The organism is Tolypothrix sp. PCC 7601, assembly GCF_025677855.1.
GTDB classification, from domain to species: domain Bacteria; phylum Cyanobacteriota; class Cyanobacteriia; order Cyanobacteriales; family Nostocaceae; genus Aulosira; species Aulosira diplosiphon.
The window spans coordinates 3,192,755-3,211,562 of the sequence record NZ_CP064879.1 but is presented as its reverse complement, the minus strand read 5'-3'; the positions used below and the strand labels follow the sequence as shown (position 1 = coordinate 3,211,562).

The window sequence follows — 18,808 nt, the reverse complement described above, 5'->3', positions numbered from 1 at the left end:
TATGCGTTCCTGCAAAGTTGGGTTAAGTGTGTTTGTTTGTCTATTGGCTATTTTTTCAACTTCATTGAGTTCTCGGTTGCCAATAGTGTTTACTGAATCGCGGGTTTTGGCACAGACGGTGGATGAAAGGAAAGCGGAAGCTGATAGGTTTTTACAGCAAGGTATTGAGCAGTTTCAAACGAGTCAATTTGAAGCAGCGTTACAATCTTGGCAAAAAGCACTACAAATCTACCGCGAAATTAAAGACCGTAATGGTGAGGGTCAATCTCTCGGCAGTCTTGGTGCTACCTATGGAGCTTTGGAAAACTACCCCAAAGCCATTGACTACCTTCAACAATGGTTAGTAATTGCCCACGAAATTAAAGACCGTCAAGGTGAGGGTAATGCACTGAAAAATCTCGGTCTTGCCTACAATAACTTGAGAGACTACCCAAAAGCCATTGACTACCATCAACAATGGTTATTAATTGCCCGTGAAATTAAAGACCGTCAAGGTGAGGGCACTGCGCTGGGAAATCTTGGTATTGCCTACTATTCCTTGGGAGACTACCCCAAAGCCATTGATTACCATCAACAAAGCTTAAAAACCACACGAGAAATTAAAGACCGTCAAGGTGAGGGCACTGCACTGAGAAATCTTGGTATTGCCTACTATTCCTTGGGAGACTACCCCAAAGCCATTGACTACCTTCAACAAAGCTTAAAAATCACACGGGAAATTAAAAACCGTCAAGGTGAGGGTGCTGCGCTGGAAAATATCGGTATTGCCTACTATTCCTTGGGAGATTACGCCAAAGCTATTGACTACCTTCAACAAAGCTTAAAAATCGCCCGCGAAATTAAAGACCGTAAAGATGAAGGGCAATCACTGGGAAATCTGAGTTCCGTCTACAATGCCTTGGGAGACTATCCCACAGCAATTGACTACAATCAACAAAGCTTAAAAATCGCCCGCGAAATTAAAGACCGTAAAGATGAGGGACACTCACTTGGCGGTTTTGGTTTTATCTACCGTTCCTTGGGAGAATACACAAAAGCAATTGACTACCAGCAGCAAAGCTTGGCAATTGCACGAGAAATTAAAGACCGTTTACTTGAGCGTCAATCACTGGTAGAACTTGCTAATATTTTTGGTATTTTGGGAGACTACCCAAAAGCAATTGACTACCAAAAACAAAGCTTGGCGATCGCACGAGAAATTAAAGACCGTAATGGTGAGGGTATAGCACTGGGAAATCTCGGTATTACCTACTTTTATTTGGAAGATTACCCCAAAGCTATTGATTACTATCAACAGGCATTGACAATCACACGAGAAATTAAAAATCGCAAAGATGAAGGTAATGCACTGATGCATCTAGGATCTGCTTACTGGAAGCAAGGAAAACTTACTTTAGCAGAGAGTACCTTAATGGAAAGCATAAAAGTTTATGAATCTCTCCGAGGTCGGGAATTAAAGGATAGTGAGAAAGTCTCAATTTTTGAAACCTATATTAATGCCTATCGGATTTTGCAACAATTTCTCATTGCTCAGAATAAAACTGATGCAGCTTTAGAAATATCCGAACGTGGAAGGGGAAGAGCATTTGTGGAGCTACTTGCCTCCCGTTTATCAACTAACTCCAAAGAAAAATTTCCAACCCCACCCAATATTACTGAAATTAAAAAAACTGCCAAATCACAAAATGCTACCCTTGTTCAGTATTCGATTATCGGTGGCAATTTCAAAATTAATGGTAAACAACAATGGAAAGAATCAGAGCTATATATCTGGGTCATAAAACCCACAGGAGAAGTCATCTTCCGCAAATCTGACCTCAAACCATTATGGCAGAAAGAAAAGACAAATTTAGAGGAATTAGTTAAAACCAGCCGTAAATCAATTGGTGTCAGAGGTGCAAAAATGGAAAACCCACCTCTAATCAATCCAGAAAAACAGAAAAAACGCTTACAAAAACTCCACGAAATATTAATCTCACCCATAGCTGACCTATTGCCCAAAAAAGAAACCGATAAAGTAGTATTCATACCCCAAGAATCATTATTTCTAGTTCCTTTCCCTGCATTGGAAGACAAAAATGGCAAATACCTGATTGATAAACATACCATCCTCACATCTCCATCAATTCAAGTTTTAGATTTAACTGAAAAACAATATCAAAAACGTGAAAAGAAAACCCTACAGACCAATGATATGCTGATTGTAGGTAATCCCATCATGCCTAAAGTTCCAATCAAAATTGGCGTCACACCGCAACTATTACCACCTCTACCTTACGCAGAAAAAGAAGCTAAAGTCATCGCTAATTTATTTAAAGTTCAACCCTTAATTGGCAAGCAAGCAACAGAATCCACCGTAGTCCAACGCTTACCGCAAGCACAAATTATTCACTTTGCCACCCACAGCTTATTTGATGATGTTCGCGGTTTAGATAGTTCCATTGCTCTAACACCCGAAAATTCTAACTCCTCCTCATCTCCTCTCACCAAAGAAGAGCAAAAACGCGATGGACTACTAACCGCAGAAGAAATTTTCGGCTTGGAATTCAAAGCAAATTTAGTAGTTCTCAGTGCTTGCGACACAGGTAGAGGAAGAATTACAGGAGATGGTGTTATCGGTTTATCTCGCTCTTTTATTAGTGCCGGAGTACCCAGTGTTATCGTCTCCCTCTGGTCAGTTGATGATGGTTCAACCGCATTTTTAATGACTGAGTTTTATCAAAATTTGCAACAAAAAATGGACAAAGCCACAGCATTAAGAAAAGCCATGCTCGACACCAAGAAAAAATATTCAAATCCATCACAATGGGCAGCTTTTACCCTCATCGGTGAATCTCAATGACCTACCCTTTGCAACGAAATAGGAAATTTTAAAGCCTTTATCTTTACAGAAAATACGTCAAAACTGGCATATCCTCCTACACCCCCAGAAATACAAATCACCAAACAATCTAAAATCCAAAATCACCATGTCTTACATCAAACGCCGTCAATTTATTCAATTCGCTGGTTCTGCTTTAGCCACAATGGGTATCAGCCAGTTAGACATCATGCGTCAAGGAGAACGTTACGCAAAAGTTTTAGCACAAGACACACCCCGCAAACTGGCGTTACTGGTGGGAATAAACGATTATAAAAACAGCATACCTACTCTAGGAGGTTGCTTAACCGATGTTTCCTTACAAAAAGAGTTACTAACCAACCGCTTTGGTTTTAACGAAAAAAATATTCTGACTTTAACCGACTCACAAGCCACACGCCAAGGTATTTTACAAGCATTTGACGAACACCTAATCAAGCAAGCCAAACCTGGTGATGTTGTAATTTTCCATTTTTCTGGACATGGTTCGCGTGTCAAAGATGAAGATATGCCCGGTGGACTCAACGGTACAATTGTCCCTGTTGATAGTTCCTTTCTTCCCAATGGTGGTGTGGTGCAAGATATTATGGGAGGCACACTGTTTTTACTCATGTATGCATTGCAAACCACAAATGTCACTGTGGTATTAGATTGTTGTTACTCAGGGGGTACAAAGCGGGGAAATTTTGCCGTTCGTTCCCGTGATGGTGGAAGTAATTTCTTACCTAGTAAAGAAGAATATGAAACACAGCGTAAATTATTAGAAAGAATCCCACTGTCACAACAAGATTTTATTACCAAACGCCGCCAAAATGTTGCCAAGGGAATAGTAATTACATCTGCAAAACCAGATCAATTTGCTGTAGATGGTCAATTTAGTGACTTTCGTGCTGGAGCTTTTACTTACGCTTTAACTCAATATCTTTGGCAAGTAAACAGCAATGAAGCTTTTGCTAAAACTTTCGCTTATGTTCGCCATAATGCTCGCACGATAGCATGGAATACTGGCGGTTTTCAAGAAGCAGAAATAGAAAGAAACATCAAAAATCTCAACTCTCCATTATACTTTTTACCTCCTAAAGCAACTCCCGCAGAAGCCGTCATTACTGGTGTGAATGGCAACCAAGTAAATTTATGGTTGGGTGGAATCGAACCCCAAAGTCTAGAGAGTTTCAATAAAAGTGCAACTTTAACAGTTATTGATGAAAAAGGAGAAGCACGGGGACATGTACAAATTGAATCCCGTCAAGGCTTATTTGCTAAAGGTAAATTACTCAACAACACACGCACACAAACAGCATTAGCAAAAGGAACTCTTTTACAAGAGCGTATCCGCACTATTCCTAAAGATATAACTTTAAAAATCGGACTAGATGATAGTTCTCTTGATAGTAATATCATTGCTCAAGCGAAACAAGCATTACAAACAATACCTGGTATTGAAGCCTTAGCTCTGCGACAACAAGAAGTGCAATATATATTTGGTCGGATGACTCAAGCCAAATATCAAGAATTACAGAAACAAAAAATCCCAAATTTACCTGCTGTAGGTAGCTTTGGCTTATTTACACCTACCTTAGACGCAATTATTGTTAATTCCTTTGACGATGCCGGAGAAACATTAAATGCCGCAGTGCAACGCTTAAAATCAACACTTAAATCATTCTGGGCTGCTAGAGTTGTTAAAAATATTATTGGCAATAAAAATACATCAAAAATCAATATTTCCGTCTCCATGATCGTTGCTGATAGTCAAGAACCTCTCGCCAATACTTTTACACCTCGTGGAGCCAAAACAAATAATGACAATGGAAACCAATCAGCACCATCAAAACCAGTAAGTATTTCCGATTCTGGTATACCAAAATTACCCTTGGATACAACAATAGCCTTCCAGGTTCACAATCAAGAATCCGTACCTCTTTATGTCACTATTTTAGGTATAGATAGTGCTGGAGAAATTGCAAATCTCTTTCCTTATGATTGGTCAGAAGAACCGATATTAGCCGCATCAATAGCAGGTGGAGATAAAGTACTAATTCCTAAAGCCGAACATCAACGTAGCGGCACAAGGATAAACATTGGCAAGCCATTGGGCTTTTCAGAAATACTGATTATTGCCAGTCCGACACCATTACGGGATTTACTCGAGAAACTCCAAGCGATCGCAGATGCTCAAGGACAAGCTGGTAAACGCAGCCTCATAACAGCAACCGGAGATGAATTTTTAGATTTAACTAATAACTTGCTTGATGATTTAGACAGAAGCACTCGCGGTGGAATTATTGTAGAAAATATCCAACTTCCAGAGGGAGAACGTGGGGTTGATACTACGAAGTTAGCCGTAATGTCGATTCCATTTGAAGTAGTGAGTTAGTAAAATTGAGTAAACTTACAGTATTATTATGTCATTTGTAGGAGGTCAAGTATTTTACCTAACCTCATTTGTTTCAATTCACATTTAGAAGCAACCGATCATCTTGAAGGAGTGGCTCGAACTCTCTCACGTAATAACAGTCCAGGTTTTAGTGATATAGATGTTGGAGATGCTAGCAATTTTGCATATCCCACCAATCCTTTACGACTTTCAAGCTTGACTGTTCCTTGCTGCTGACCTTCAGCATTGATGATTTCAAAAACAGCACTTTTATTCAAGTTCTCCAAATTTTTTGGATTAACACCACCAAGCCAAATTTCTATTTGATTTTCCTTAACTTGCGTAATTACCCCTTCTGCGCTCGGTGCTTGTACTCCAATAAAATACATGGGACGTTGCTGATAATCGCTGTTGGGTTTAACAAAAAGTACAGGCTCTTGAAAATTACCTTGCTCAAAACTTAAAGCATTGACATTGCGAGCAATATTCACAAATGATTCACCCAAAGTTAGATTTCCACTTTGCTGCCAGAGATACTGTGTAAAAGTATAAGTAAATAGTCCTGCATGAAAGTCATTAAAGCTGGCATCGATGGCAAATTGATCGCGCCTTGCACTTGCAAGCACAACTCCTTTAGGTATTCCGATTCTCCGTTGTTTTATAAATTCCTCTGCTGACAAACCTAAACGTTGTAACCAGGTTGCTTGGTAAGCCTTTTCTTCGGGGCTAACTTGAAATTTCCCCTCTAACTGAGAAGATTTCAATGCGCTACTGACTAAACCACCAGAATAGATAGTATCGATAACAAAAGTCACATTTTCCGTCTTCAATGCTGCCATCAATAACCAAAGTGTGTGTCCCGTAACCTCTTTGGTGCTAGAAGAATTATCCGATGCTAATTGACTATCGACAGCAACCAAGCTACTAACAAAACCATCTGGATGATCCCGATCCGCGTCAATTACTCGTGAACCATGTCCAGAAAAGTGAAATACTACCACATCCCCTGGTTTGGCTTGCTTAATCAAATGCTCCTCAAAGGCTTGTAAGATACCTTTGCGCGTGGCTTGTTTATCAGTCAGAGTCAAAATATTTTGAGGATTAAAACCAAAGCGGTGAATTAATAACTCACGTTGCAATAAAACGTCATTAACCCTGTTTTGTCACTCTGGCAGTAGTATAATAAGGTAAAAATGCTAGAACCAAGACACAGAGCATGGTACAGCCCCGTCCAGCCGCACCAACAGTCAAATTTGTGGACGAATATTGCCAGTGGTATAAAAGTCTGTTTCCAGATGTTAGGAGTTTCGAGGCTTTTAAATATCTCCATGTAGGCTGCATTTCTGATCTAAAACGTAAAACATTGCCAGAAATAGCAAAAATCGTAGGATTAGATAACCAGCAAGGGTTGCATCATTTTCTAACTACATCACCTTGGGATATAGAAAAGTTAAGAACCTTAAGGTTAGAGTTAATTTTACAAGTGCTAAAAGGTAGACCAATCATTTTAATTATTGATGAGACAGGGGATAAAAAGAAAGGGAGCAAGACAGATTATGTGAAACGGCAGTATATAGGAAATTTGGGAAAAACAGATAATGGAATTGTGGCAGTGACAGTATATGGTGTTTTCTGTGGGATGACATTTCCATTACTGTTTGAAGTGTATAAACCCAGGGAAAGATTACAGGCAGGAGATAAGTACCGCACTAAACCAGAAATAGCAGCAATACTGATAAAAAAGCTACAATCAATGGGTTTTAAATTCAACTTAGTACTTGCAGATAGCTTATATGGAGAGAGTGGTAAGAATTTCATATCTGTATTAGATGAACTAAACTTGAACTATATAGTAGCGATTCGGTCAAATCATTATGTAGAAATACTTCCACGACAACATATTCAATATTTAAAGTGGCAGAAGTTTCAAAGGGTATTCTCTGACTTGAGTCGGGAAAATCGATTTATTAGAGAAATTATTCCGGGAAAACGTGGAGAACTTAGATATTGGCAAATTACTACAGATCCAGAAAATTTGCCTGATAACACTACTTGGTATGTGATGAGTAAATATCCAGACATTACGCCAAGAGAAGTTGGAAATTTTTACGGTTTAAGAACTTGGGTCGAGTACGGGTTAAAACAAAGTAAGAATGAATTAGGTTGGTCAGATTTTCGCCTGACTCACTACCCAGATATTGAGCGATGGTGGGAAATTATTTGCAGTGCTTATTTAATGGTTAGTCTGCATTCGGAGCAACTGTTTCAGTCTCCATCACAACGAGAGTCAAAATTTGTTTCACATCCTTGGTGGGATAATGGAAATGGCTGGAAGAACATTCTTAACAATCTTCGTTTGATTATTCAACCTTTTACTTTATTTAATCTGATATATCCCTGGTTAACGGTTTTTCCTATTCCTCAATTAGCTTTGGGTTTTTTTAAACTTCAATCTATTATTTATAGCCTCACCAGTTCAATTTTTATATCCCTGATTCACCCTGATTTCTACTTTTCCTCTGCCTAGAGTGACAAAAGAGGGTTATGTTCACGATCCCACAGAACAAGAACAAGCAGTTGACGCATCACCCACTGTGGTAATTGAACAAGGACAGCAAAGTTATAAGGACACAGATAAACGCAAGCTAAAAGCTTTTGTGCAAGCAGCAGAGAAGTTGCGGGGTGAAAAAGACCAAAAGCTACAATCATGCATTACTACAGTCGATTCTCTGCTCAAAGAAGAGATGAACCCGATTGTCTGGTGTCGCTACATTGCTACGGCAAATTATGTAGCTGATGCTCTCAGGCAGAAATTAGAGAAAAAAGGAAGCCAAATTCGGGTAATCGCTATTACTGGGGAACTTTCAGAGGATGAGCGGGAAACTCGACTAGAAGAGTTAAAATCTTATCCCCAACGAGTGCTAGTAGCTACAGACTGTTTGAGTGAAGGGGTAAACCTGCAAACACACTTCAGTGCTGTAATTCACTACGATTTACCCTGGAATCCTAATCGCTTAGAGCAACGGGAAGGACGTATAGACCGCTACGGTCAAACTGCCAGTCAGGTAAAAGCCTGCTTGCTTTATGGTCAGGATAATCCTGTTGATGGTGCGGTTCTGGATGTTCTAATTCGCAAAGCTGTTCAGATTCACAAATCTTTGGGGATTACTGTTCCTGTGCCAATGGAAAGTACGACTGTAGCGGAGGCTGTTTTTAAATCTCTGTTTGAACGTGCTGCTGAAGTTATCCAGTTATCTCTGTTTGATTTTCAGGAAGAATCAGCAGTTGATAAAGTTCATAAGAATTGGGACAACGCAGTTGAACGGGAGAAAATTAATCGGACTCGCTTTGCTCAACGTGCGATTAAGCCTGAGCAAGTAGAACAGGAATTAATTGACTCTGACCAGATTTTAGGGAATGAGCAGGATGTAGAGCGTTTTGTCTTATCGGCGTGCGATCGCATCTCTTGTTCTTTAATTAAGAAAAAGCAGGGATGGTTACTTCCCCAACCACCAGATTTTCTCAAGTCAACGTTAGGGGATAAGTCGCGCTTACTCACTTTTACCACCCCAGCACCAGAAGGTGTGGAATATGTGGGGCGGAATCATCCCTTGGTGGAAGGTTTAGCGCGGTACATCCTAGAAGATGCGCTTTCTCATAATACAGAACCAATTGCAGCACGATGCGGCTTTACTACAACTAATGCTGTACAAAAGCGGACGACTTTACTGTTAGTAAGGCTACGGCATTTGTTAGACAGTTCTAAACGCAGTACAGAAACGCGAAATACTACATCTCTACTAGCGGAAGAATGCGCCGTTATCGGCTTTACAGGTTCGCCTTCTAGTCCTAACTGGTTGTCGCAGTTGTCAGCAACATCATTACTGCAACAAGCCAAGCCAGTCAGCGATGTTGGTAAAGCTATCAAGCAGGTGGAAATTGCTGACTTACTTGAAAGGTTAGAAGAACTCCAGCCAGATTTGGAAAAGTTTGCAGGGGAAAGGGCGGAAGAACTTTTACAAAGCCATAAGCGAGTGAGAGACATTACCAAAGAAGGACGAATCCGCGTCACTCCCCAATTGCCGATGGATGTTCTCGGCGTTTTTATCCTCCAACCTGGACGTAAGTAAAAGGCTCGTAGTAGAGCTTTAGCGCCAAAGCAAACGTAATTTTTATTCTTAATTCTCTATATATGAAAACTACATTAACTGCGCTTCAAATTGAAGGAAATTTACTGGCTCCAGATATGACTGCCCAAATGCTAGAAGGCAGTATCAAAGGACAATCGCCAGAGGATTTTGGTTTTAATAAAACTGATAAATTAGCAGATGAAATTGCTACAGCTTGGGGCGATGCTAAAGCATATTGGGCAGCATTTCAACGGGCATTGGCTAGATTAGATGAGAATAACACCGCTACAAGTATTACTCGTGAACTTTGGGCAGTGCCATTACTACAGAGTCTAGGCTATGACCCTGTATATACTGCAACAGCCGAAGTGGTGGAAGGACAAACCTATGCGATTTCCCATCGTGCGGAAGAGGGAGAAAATAAACCACCTATCCACATTATTGGTTGTCGGCTAGAAGTTGATAAACGTCCGCCCAGTGGCACACCCAGGCTATCAGCACACGCACTGGTGCAGGAGTATCTTAACAAGACAGAGCATTTGTGGGCGATCGCAACTAATGGTTTTCGTTGGCGGTTGCTACGTGATTCTTCGTTGATGACTCGTCTTACTTATATCGAATTTGACTTAGAGCAAATTCTCAACGGTGAAAACTTTGCTGAGTTTGGCTTATTTTATAGGCTGTTCCACCGTTCCCGCTTGCCTGAAGCTGTGGATGATGCAGATAAGTGTTTGCTGGAATATTACCATCAAGAAGCACTGCAACAAGGTGGACGAGTACGCGACAAACTTCGTGATGGGGTTGAAAAAGCTTTAGTTCAGCTAGGTAACGGCTTTATTCAACATCCGCAAAACGAACACCTGCGCCAAAAGTTAGGAATTATCCCCCATTACGAAACAGAAATTACAAGTTACGAATTTTACCGCCAATTGTTGCGGCTAATTTATCGCTTACTGTTTTTAATGGTGGCAGAATCTCGCAATTTATTATTAATTGGGGATGATGTAGAAAAAGCAAGAATCTACCGAGAATATTACAGCATTGAGCGACTGCGAGAGTTAGCTGAACGTCCTCATTGGCGGCGGGAAGGTTTTCAAGATTTATGGCAGGGTTTGCGGGTAACTTTTTTACTATTTGATGAAAACTGGCGCGGGGAAGTACTAGGTTTGTCTCCTCTGAATGGCGATTTATTTGGTTCTAATACTCTGTCAGCTTTAGATGATTGTGCAATTGATAATTATGATTTACTTTTAGCAATTCGCCAGTTATCGCTGTATCAAGACAAGGTACAACTACGGCGGGTGAATTATGAATATTTAGATGTCGAAGAATTAGGAAGCGTTTATGAGAGTTTGTTAGATTTTCATCCCCAGGTAATACATAGTCAGGGGAGATATGAATTTGCTTTGGTTTTTGGTAGTGAAAGGAAAATTACTGGTTCTTACTATACCCCGCCACAACTTGTACAACAACTCATCAAAACTGCACTTGTACCAGTAATTGAAGAAAAACTTCGCAGTACAAAAGATAAACTTCGCAATTCAGAAAATAATCAAGAATTAGAAAAAGCACTTTTGGATTTAAAAGTTTGCGATCCGGCTTGCGGTTCGGGACATTTTCTTTTAGCAGCAGCAAGATGTATTGGGAAAGAATTAGCCAAAGTTCGTACTGGCGAAGTAGAACCGGGAAGTGAACCTTTAAAATTAGCGATTAGAGATGTTATTCAAAATTGCATTTATGGGGTGGATTTAAACCCGTTAGCTGTGGATTTGTGCAAGGTGGCGTTATGGATTGAAGGCTTTCCTGGTAAGTTACCCCTTACCTTTTTAGATCACAGAATTAAATGTGGTAATTCCCTAGTGGGAGTGTTGGATATTAATTGTTTGAAAGAAGGAATACCTGATGAAGCGTATAAAGCTGTGACTGGGGATGATAAGAAGTTAGCGACACAGCTTAAAAAGCGTAATAAGAAAGAGCAGGAAAATAAAGGACAATTATCAATAGATGAGAATTTAGAACCTGAACGGACACACTATGCAGAAAGTGTGCGGGAGTTGGGACATATTGCTGAAGTCACACCGCAACAAGTGAGAGAAAAGCAAGCACGATATCAGCAAACTCGTAAAGAGTCGGGATGGTGGCGGGATTATTCTGCTTGTAATTTATGGACTGCGGCATTTTTTACGCCGTTGACTGAACAGAATTTGCAACTGTTACCAACAACAGAAGCGTTAACTCAGCTTTTACGTGGTAATTTACCAACTAAAAGAATAGTAGATGCAGCAAATAAATTAGCGGAAGATAAGCATTTCTTTCACTGGCCTTTAGAGTTTCCTGAAGTTTTTGAGCAAGGTGGATTTGATAGTGTGTTAGGAAATCCACCTTGGGAAAAGATAAAGTTACAAGAAAAAGAATTTTTTGCTTCTCACAGTGCGGAAATTGCTAACGCTGTCAATAAGGCAGCAAGGGAGAAGTTAATTAAGGAATTACCTAAGAAAAATCCTGTGTTAGCGCAAGCTTTTGAAGAAGCAAAGCATGATGCTGAAGCGCAAGGTAAGTTTATTAGAGAGTCGGGAAAATTCCCGTTGACTGCGGTAGGAGATATCAATACTTATGCTGTGTTTGCTGAGATTACAAGAAAGTTGATTTCTCCTCTTGGCAGAGTTGGAGTCATTGTACCAACTGGTATCGTAACTGATAGTACGACTAAAAATTTCTTTAAAGAATTGTCGTTAACTAATACATTAGTTTCACTATTAGATTTAGAAAATCGTGTAGGTATTTTCCCCTCTGTACATAGAAGCTACAAATTTTGTTTGCTTACCATGAATAACGTAGGAGTTAAACAAGCAGTATTTTCCTTTTTTGCAACACGTATTGGAGACTTAACAGATGAACGTCGTAGTTTCACTCTTGAACCGTATGAGATTTCACTATTTAATCCTGAAACAAGTACTATGTTAGCTTTTCGGTCATCTTATGATAAAAAGTTAACTGTAAATATTTACAAACGCATATCTTACTTCTCTGAATGGCATTGCGAAATGCTTCAAGGCATATTTCACAGTAGTAATGATAATTCTCTATTTGTTAGTGAAATAGTTGACAATGACGAATATGTAGAGCTATATGAGCCGCGAATGTTTCACCAATTCGATCACCGTTATTCTTTATATAATTTTAGCAATAAGGAATTTAATGAGGTTACTGATCAAGAACATATAAATACTAATTTTAAAACTAATCCTCGCTATAAGGTAAAACAAAATGAACTTATGCGGAGGCTAAGTAAAGATAAAGATAATTGGATATTAGCATATCGGAGAATTGCTCGTTCTACAGATGAAAGAACAATGATTGCTTCTATAGTCCCAACGCATTGTATTAATGAAAATGGAGTAATTCTAATAAATTCTTATAAAGCACAACAATGGTTATTGCTATTATCAAACCTTAACAGTTTGGTTTTAGACTATATCTTGCGACAAAGGGATTGCTTCTCAATCAATAATTCTGATATTAGGCAGTTACCAATTTTATTACCTAAATACTACACTCAAGAGGATATCGAATTCATCACCCCCCGTGTACTCGAATTAGTTTACACAGCTTGGGATATGCAACCCTTCGCCAAAGATATGGGATATGACGGTGAACCCTTCACTTGGAACCCCAACAGACGCGCATTATTAAGAGCAGAATTAGACGCATATTACGCCAAACTCTACGGACTCACCCGTGATGAACTTCGATATATTCTCGACCCTGCTGATGTCTACGGCGAAGACTTCCCCAGCGAAACCTTCCGCGTTTTAAAGAATAACGAAATTAAGCAATTTGGCGAATACCGTACACAAAGATTAGTCCTAGATGCTTGGGACAAAATGTTTAAATAAACTCGAATTTTATATTGTCCATATAGCTTAGTTATTTAAGCATTAATTATATATATTAACCACTATAAAACCGATGAAGCTCCCAATTAAACTTCAGGATTTATTGCAACAGAATGAAAGCGCAATTGTAGCAGCTAGCACATTTTTTAGCCAAAAAATAGCATTGCTAGATTGTACAGGAGTGGTAACAGTCACTTCCGAACAACTAGCGCTTTTATTTTCCAGCATTCCTGAAGATTGGGAATTCCAAGAATTTTCAGAAATTCTCAACTTATCTACTGTTAATTCAATTTTCAATCACCAACTTCAAGAATGGATTAATCAACGCTTAGGACACACTCAACCCCAGTCCTCAATTACAAATGCCGAATTATCTAATACGAATGAACTCGATATTTTCAACTTCCGCAACGAAGTAATTGGCGACTACCGCCGCTATATAGAAAGCTTCCTCAAAATCCGCGACTCCAAAGTCAAAGAATTTGTAGACGCAGAATTAGACAAAGGACAACTCTGGACAGATCCCCTAGTACAACTCAATCCCAGCTATAAAAAAGGTGCAACAGTCAAAGAATTAGTACAACAGCAAACCCTCCATCCAGACAGCGAAAACTACTTCTGCAAAAAAGACGGTACACCTTTTACTTTCCATTACCACCAAAAGCAAGCATTTGAAACCGCACAACGCCAAGAACCCTACGTTGTCACTACAGGCACAGGTTCCGGTAAAAGCATGACTTACGTCGTGCCTATTTTTGATGATTTACTGCGTCATCCCGAAATTTCCGGAGTCAGGGCAATATTGGTTTATCCCATGAATGCCTTAATTAACTCCCAAAAAAGAAGAACTCGACAAATTTTTACGCCAAGTTCCCAATACTCACATTCGCGTCGAACAATACACCGGACAAGAAAGTTTAACCAGGAAAACCGAAATTCAAAACAACCCACCCCATATTTTGCTGACCAACTACGTGATGTTAGAGTTAATGCTCTCACGCACTCACGAAAATAAACTGGTCGAATCTGCAAATTTAAAATTCTTGGTACTGGATGAATTACATACCTATCGAGGGCGACAAGGCGCAGATGTTGCCATCTTAATTCGTAAACTCCGGCAACGCAGCAAAAGTAATGACGAATTACTCTGCATTGGCACCAGCGCCACCATGTCAACGGAAGGTTCTCGTCAACAACGCCGTCAGGTAGTAGCAGATGTGGCTAGTAAGTTATTTGGTGTAGAAATCAAACCCAGCAACGTCATTGATGAGACTCTAGAACGTTCTATCCAACGTGCTGAACCTACCATTGAACAACTGCGTCAAGCAATTTTGGCAGGCTTACCAAGCGATTTAGAACAGACACCAACAGAATTTCAAAATCATCCCCTAAGCTATTGGATAGAGATGAACTTCGGTTTAGAAGCAAGAGAAGGGCATCTCGTCCGCCGTCAACCCATTAGTTTAGAAACAGGTGCAACCAAACTTGCCGAACAAACCCAGCTTCCAGAGGAAACTTGTTTAACAGTTCTCAAACAGATGTTCCTCTGGGGAAGCAAAACCAAAGGACTGGCATTTCGCCTGCATCAGTTCATTTCCCAAGGGGGAAGCGTTTACGCCACAATTGAAAATCGAGACAAACGCCATTTCACCCTAGAAGGACAATATACAACCACCGATAACCGCCTGCTTTATCCCCTGGTTTTTTGCCGAGAATGCGGACAGGATTACTATGTCGTGCGCTACGATGCCGATAAGCACATCATCCTACCCCAGTTGCCCACAGCATTAGATATCAGTCCTGACGATGCAGATATCACGGAAGGTTATCTTACCCTAGATGAACCAGGACTATGGGATACAGGCGATGAAGATAGACTTCCTGACTCTTGGTTCAGTGAAACCAAAAAGAAAGGACGGGTTGCTAAAAAAGACTTTGCGCCGTTTATTCCTCGTAAGCTGCAAGTCCTAGCCAATGGTAAAGTTACATCCTCTCTGTTACAAGGAACCACTTGTTGGTTTATTCCCAAACCCTTTCTTACCTGTCTCAACTGCGGCGTACTCCATGACAAGAAGCGCAACGAATTTACCAAACTCTCTCGCCTCAGCAGTGAAGGACGCAGTACCGCCACTACCTTGCTTTGCCTTTCTACCACCAGCCGCCTCAAGCAAGCCTTTACAGGGGAAAAAGCCAAAGCTGCCAAAATTCTCAGCTTTACCGATAACCGTCAAGATGCGTCTTTACAAGCCGGACATTTCAATGATTTTGTGCAAACCAGTTTTTTACGGGCTGCACTTTTAGGCGCAATTCAAGCTAAACAACAACTTACCCACAGCGAATTAGCTAGTGTAGTCATCCAGTACATGGGAATTACTCAAAACGACTACGCCAAGCAACCAGCAGAATTTAGTGGTGGTAAGCGGCGCAATGAAGAAGCATTTCGCAAACTGATTGAATACCGCCTTTACGAAGACTTGCGTCGGGGATGGCGCATCGTCCAACCCAACCTCGAACAGTGCGGACTGTTAGTAATTGAGTATGACGGATTGCAAGAAGACTGTGCTGACAACAACCTTTGGCAAAAACACCGCCATCCCCTGCTACTACAAGCCACTCCCCAACAACGTTTCGTAATTACACAAGCACTCCTCAACCATCTGCGGCGAGAATTAGCCATTGATGCCAAACTGTTGCAACCAGACCAAAAAGACTCACTTAGAAGCGAAGTTATTCAAATAATTAAAGAACCTTGGGTATTTGACGAGAACGAATATCTGCATTTAGCAACTTGGGCAACCATTAGCAGTGGTAGCGAGAGAGCCAAAGTCAAGCTTACCACTAGAAGTAAAATCGGAAGGTTTTTGCGATCGCCTAATACCTGGTCACTTCGTAGCCAACCTTTAACAGATACGGAATTTAACAGCTTAATCACCACTTTAGTTAGTGCTTTATGTGACGCTGGCTATTTAGTGCAACAAAAATCTGAGGTACAGCTACAAATTAGTTCTCTACTGTGGAAAGCAAGCAACCTCAAGGAAATTCCCACCGACCCTTTAACATCGCGTCGCTTGCAAGGTAACGATCAAACAAGTATATCTGTTAACCAATTCTTCCAAGGATTCTACCAAACCAACGCCCTACAAATCCAAACAATGGAAGGGCGAGAACATACAGGACAAGTAAGCAATAAAGACCGTCAAGAACGAGAAGAAAAATTCCGCCAAGGACAATTAGCAGCATTGTTCTGTTCTCCGACAATGGAATTAGGCATCGACATTTCCGACCTCAGCGTTGTCCATCTACGGAACGTTCCCCCCAGTCCCGCCAATTATGCTCAACGCAGTGGTCGCGCTGGTAGAAGTGGGCAGGAAGCCTTAGTAATTACCTATGCTTCCATTGGTAGCGGTCACGACCAATACTTTTTCAAACGCCAAAATCAAATGGTAGCTGGGGTAGTTGCTCCACCAAAACTAGAACTAGCCAACCAAGATTTAATTAAATCTCATGTGTATTCAATTTGGCTAGCACACACTGGGGTTTACTTGGAAGACTCCATGAATAAACTCTTAGATTTGGAACTAGAAGGTTATCCCCTCAAAGACAGTATTCGCCAACAACTTACCCTCAGCCCTGCCAAATTAGCCCAATGTCTGCAAGCTACTCAGTCCATTTTCTCAGACTTTTTCTGCCAAGAGGATTTGCAAAAAGCTTCCTGGTATTCTGTTAATTGGCTACAGCTAACTATTGACAACGCCCTGAATGCTTTTGACCGCGCCTGTAAGCGTTGGCGAGAATTGTACACAGAATCAGTCAAACAATTAGAATCTGCCCGCCGCACCATTGACCGTTCTGCTAGAGGTGATGTCACCCAGGAAGAACGCAGTAACGCCGAAGCACAGTCACGAGAAGCGCAACGACAAATTGACCTCCTCGTAGGACACACCCAAGGCAAGAGTAATTCCCAGTTTGAATTTTATCCCTATCGCTACTTTGCCGCCGAGGGATTTTTACCAGGATTCAACTTCCCCCGTCTACCAGTCCGGGCATTTATTCCCGCTGGTGAAGGTGGTGAATTCATTTCTCGCCCGCGCTCAATGGCATTACGAGAATTTGCTCCTAGTAATATTCTTTACTATGAAGGCAGTAAATTTATGGTAGCCAAAACTAAAGTTCCTGTTGGTGGTATTGAAGGCGAGTATAAGCGGGTGAGCGTTTGTGCTAATTGTGGCTATTATCACGACGGTGATTTTCGTGATACCTGCGAAAACTGTGGTTTAGAAATTAAACCTGATGTTCATAACAATGTAGCTAAATTGACTCGTGTGCTACCAATGGAAACTGCGATCGCTCGCCGTCGAGAACGTATTACCTGCGACGAAGAAGAACGGCTCAAGTACGGCTACAACATTACAACCCATTTCCGCTACGCCAATCAAAAACGAGAATCCGCGATCGTCCAAGCTGCTGATGCTACGCCACTATTCAAGTTAACCTATGGAGCCACTGCTACCATCTGGCGAATTAATCGCGGACTGAAGAAGAATAGAGAAGACCGAGGATTTAAGCTTAATCCGACAACGGGTGTATGGGGGGACAATAAAAACCCACAGGCTCAACAAACCCCTGACAGCCTGCACGCTGAAGTTAATTTAATGGTCGATGATACTTGTAATATCTTGGTGGTTGAACCCTTAAATATTCCTGCTGATAACAGAGAAGCTTTTATTACTACCCTGCAATATGTTTTAGAAACAGCAATCCAAGCCGTCTACAAATTAGAAGCTGATGAACTTGATTCAGAACGGCTAGGTGCAGGTAAATATCTGCTTTTCTGGGAAGCTGCTGAAGGTGGCGCAGGCGTATTATCTCAACTTTTAGAAAAACCAGAAGCATTTAAAAAAATTGCTGATGCGGCTTTAGATATTTGTCATTTCACGCAACCAAAAGAAAGTTGTATTCAAGCTTGTTATGAATGTTTGCTTTCCTACCGCAACCAATTCGACCATGCGCTGATAAACCGTCATCTAATTAAACCCTGGCTTGACCTACTACTGGAGAGTAGCGTTATTACTCAAACCAAAGGACTTTCTCGTGATCAGCAATATCAAAAACTGCTGCAACAAACAGACCCCAACTCTGATTTTGAGCGCGTGGTGTTACAGGAGATTTATCAACGCGGGTATAAATTACCTGATGCTGGCCAAAAGTTGATTCCAGAAGCCAACTGTAAGCCAGATTTTGTGTATGAGCAGGAGGCGATCGCACTTTTTTGTGATGGTTCAGTTCATGATAGCCCTGATAAACGCAGACAAGACCAAATTGAGCGCGATAATCTCAGGTATAACACTGATTACACTGTATTAACTTTACGCCATGATGAAGATTGGGGCGCGAAGTTAGAAATTTTGGGGACTCTGTAATCTAAATTTAATTAGACTCGTCCGTAAATTTGCAACACTCTCTGAGCTTGGTTTTGGACAGCGTTGACTGTTAAGCAAATCCAACGTCAGAATAAGAGTTTGGGATAGTTACTGATAGCAACTCT

General features: G+C 40.8%; 6 protein-coding genes and 2 pseudogenes. 7 read left to right on the top strand and 1 reads right to left on the bottom strand.

Annotated features, from left to right (window positions below):
* Window position 1: 1 nt before the first annotated feature.
* Together HG267_RS13455 and HG267_RS13450 are read left to right on the top strand one after the other, a co-directional pair.
* The gene (locus tag HG267_RS13455; protein ID WP_045874820.1) at window positions 2-2,842 is read left to right on the top strand and encodes a CHAT domain-containing protein; all 2,841 of its coding nucleotides are present in this window, start codon (window positions 2-4) and stop codon (window positions 2,840-2,842) included.
* 127 nt (window positions 2,843-2,969) lie between these two features.
* Complete coding sequence (locus tag HG267_RS13450; RefSeq protein WP_096622029.1) at window positions 2,970-5,237, top strand: caspase family protein; 2,268 nt, start codon at window positions 2,970-2,972, stop codon at window positions 5,235-5,237.
* A gap of 98 nt (window positions 5,238-5,335) precedes the next feature.
* On the opposite strand, the pseudogene HG267_RS13445 reads toward HG267_RS13450, so the two are convergent.
* Window positions 5,336-6,382, bottom strand: a pseudogene (locus HG267_RS13445) (caspase family protein); the annotation flags it as partial.
* Between the two features lie 71 nt (window positions 6,383-6,453).
* Here HG267_RS13445 and HG267_RS13440 point away from each other — a divergent pair.
* The 5 genes and pseudogenes from HG267_RS13440 to HG267_RS13420 all read left to right on the top strand — a co-directional run bounded on the left by HG267_RS13440 (window position 6,454) and on the right by HG267_RS13420 (window position 18,683).
* Window positions 6,454-7,764, top strand: coding sequence for an IS701 family transposase (locus HG267_RS13440; RefSeq protein WP_096621593.1), 1,311 nt, complete (start codon window positions 6,454-6,456; stop codon window positions 7,762-7,764).
* A 1-nt stretch (window position 7,765) separates the two neighbouring features.
* Window positions 7,766-9,367, top strand: coding sequence for a helicase-related protein (locus HG267_RS13435; protein ID WP_263420055.1), 1,602 nt, complete (start codon window positions 7,766-7,768; stop codon window positions 9,365-9,367).
* A gap of 62 nt (window positions 9,368-9,429) precedes the next feature.
* Window positions 9,430-13,263, top strand: a complete 3,834-nt coding sequence (locus HG267_RS13430) for an Eco57I restriction-modification methylase domain-containing protein (protein WP_263420054.1) — start codon at window positions 9,430-9,432, stop codon at window positions 13,261-13,263.
* Window positions 13,264-13,336: 73 nt separating this feature from the next.
* A pseudogene (locus tag HG267_RS13425) lies at window positions 13,337-14,381 on the top strand (DEAD/DEAH box helicase); the annotation flags it as partial.
* Between the two features lie 51 nt (window positions 14,382-14,432).
* Complete coding sequence (locus HG267_RS13420; protein ID WP_411863273.1) at window positions 14,433-18,683, top strand: helicase-related protein; 4,251 nt, start codon at window positions 14,433-14,435, stop codon at window positions 18,681-18,683.
* The last annotated feature ends 125 nt before the right edge of the window (window positions 18,684-18,808 follow it).

Excerpts from the sequence above, each read along its gene's own strand:
- HG267_RS13455 (WP_045874820.1), top strand. The coding sequence starts at position 2 with ATGCGTTCCTGCAAAGTTGGGTTAAGTGTGTTTGTTTGTCTATTGGCT.
- HG267_RS13450 (WP_096622029.1), top strand. The coding sequence starts at position 2,970 with ATGTCTTACATCAAACGCCGTCAATTTATTCAATTCGCTGGTTCTGCT.
- HG267_RS13440 (WP_096621593.1), top strand. The coding sequence starts at position 6,454 with ATGGTACAGCCCCGTCCAGCCGCACCAACAGTCAAATTTGTGGACGAA.
- HG267_RS13430 (WP_263420054.1), top strand. The coding sequence starts at position 9,430 with ATGAAAACTACATTAACTGCGCTTCAAATTGAAGGAAATTTACTGGCT.
- HG267_RS13420 (WP_411863273.1), top strand. The coding sequence starts at position 14,433 with ATGTCAACGGAAGGTTCTCGTCAACAACGCCGTCAGGTAGTAGCAGAT.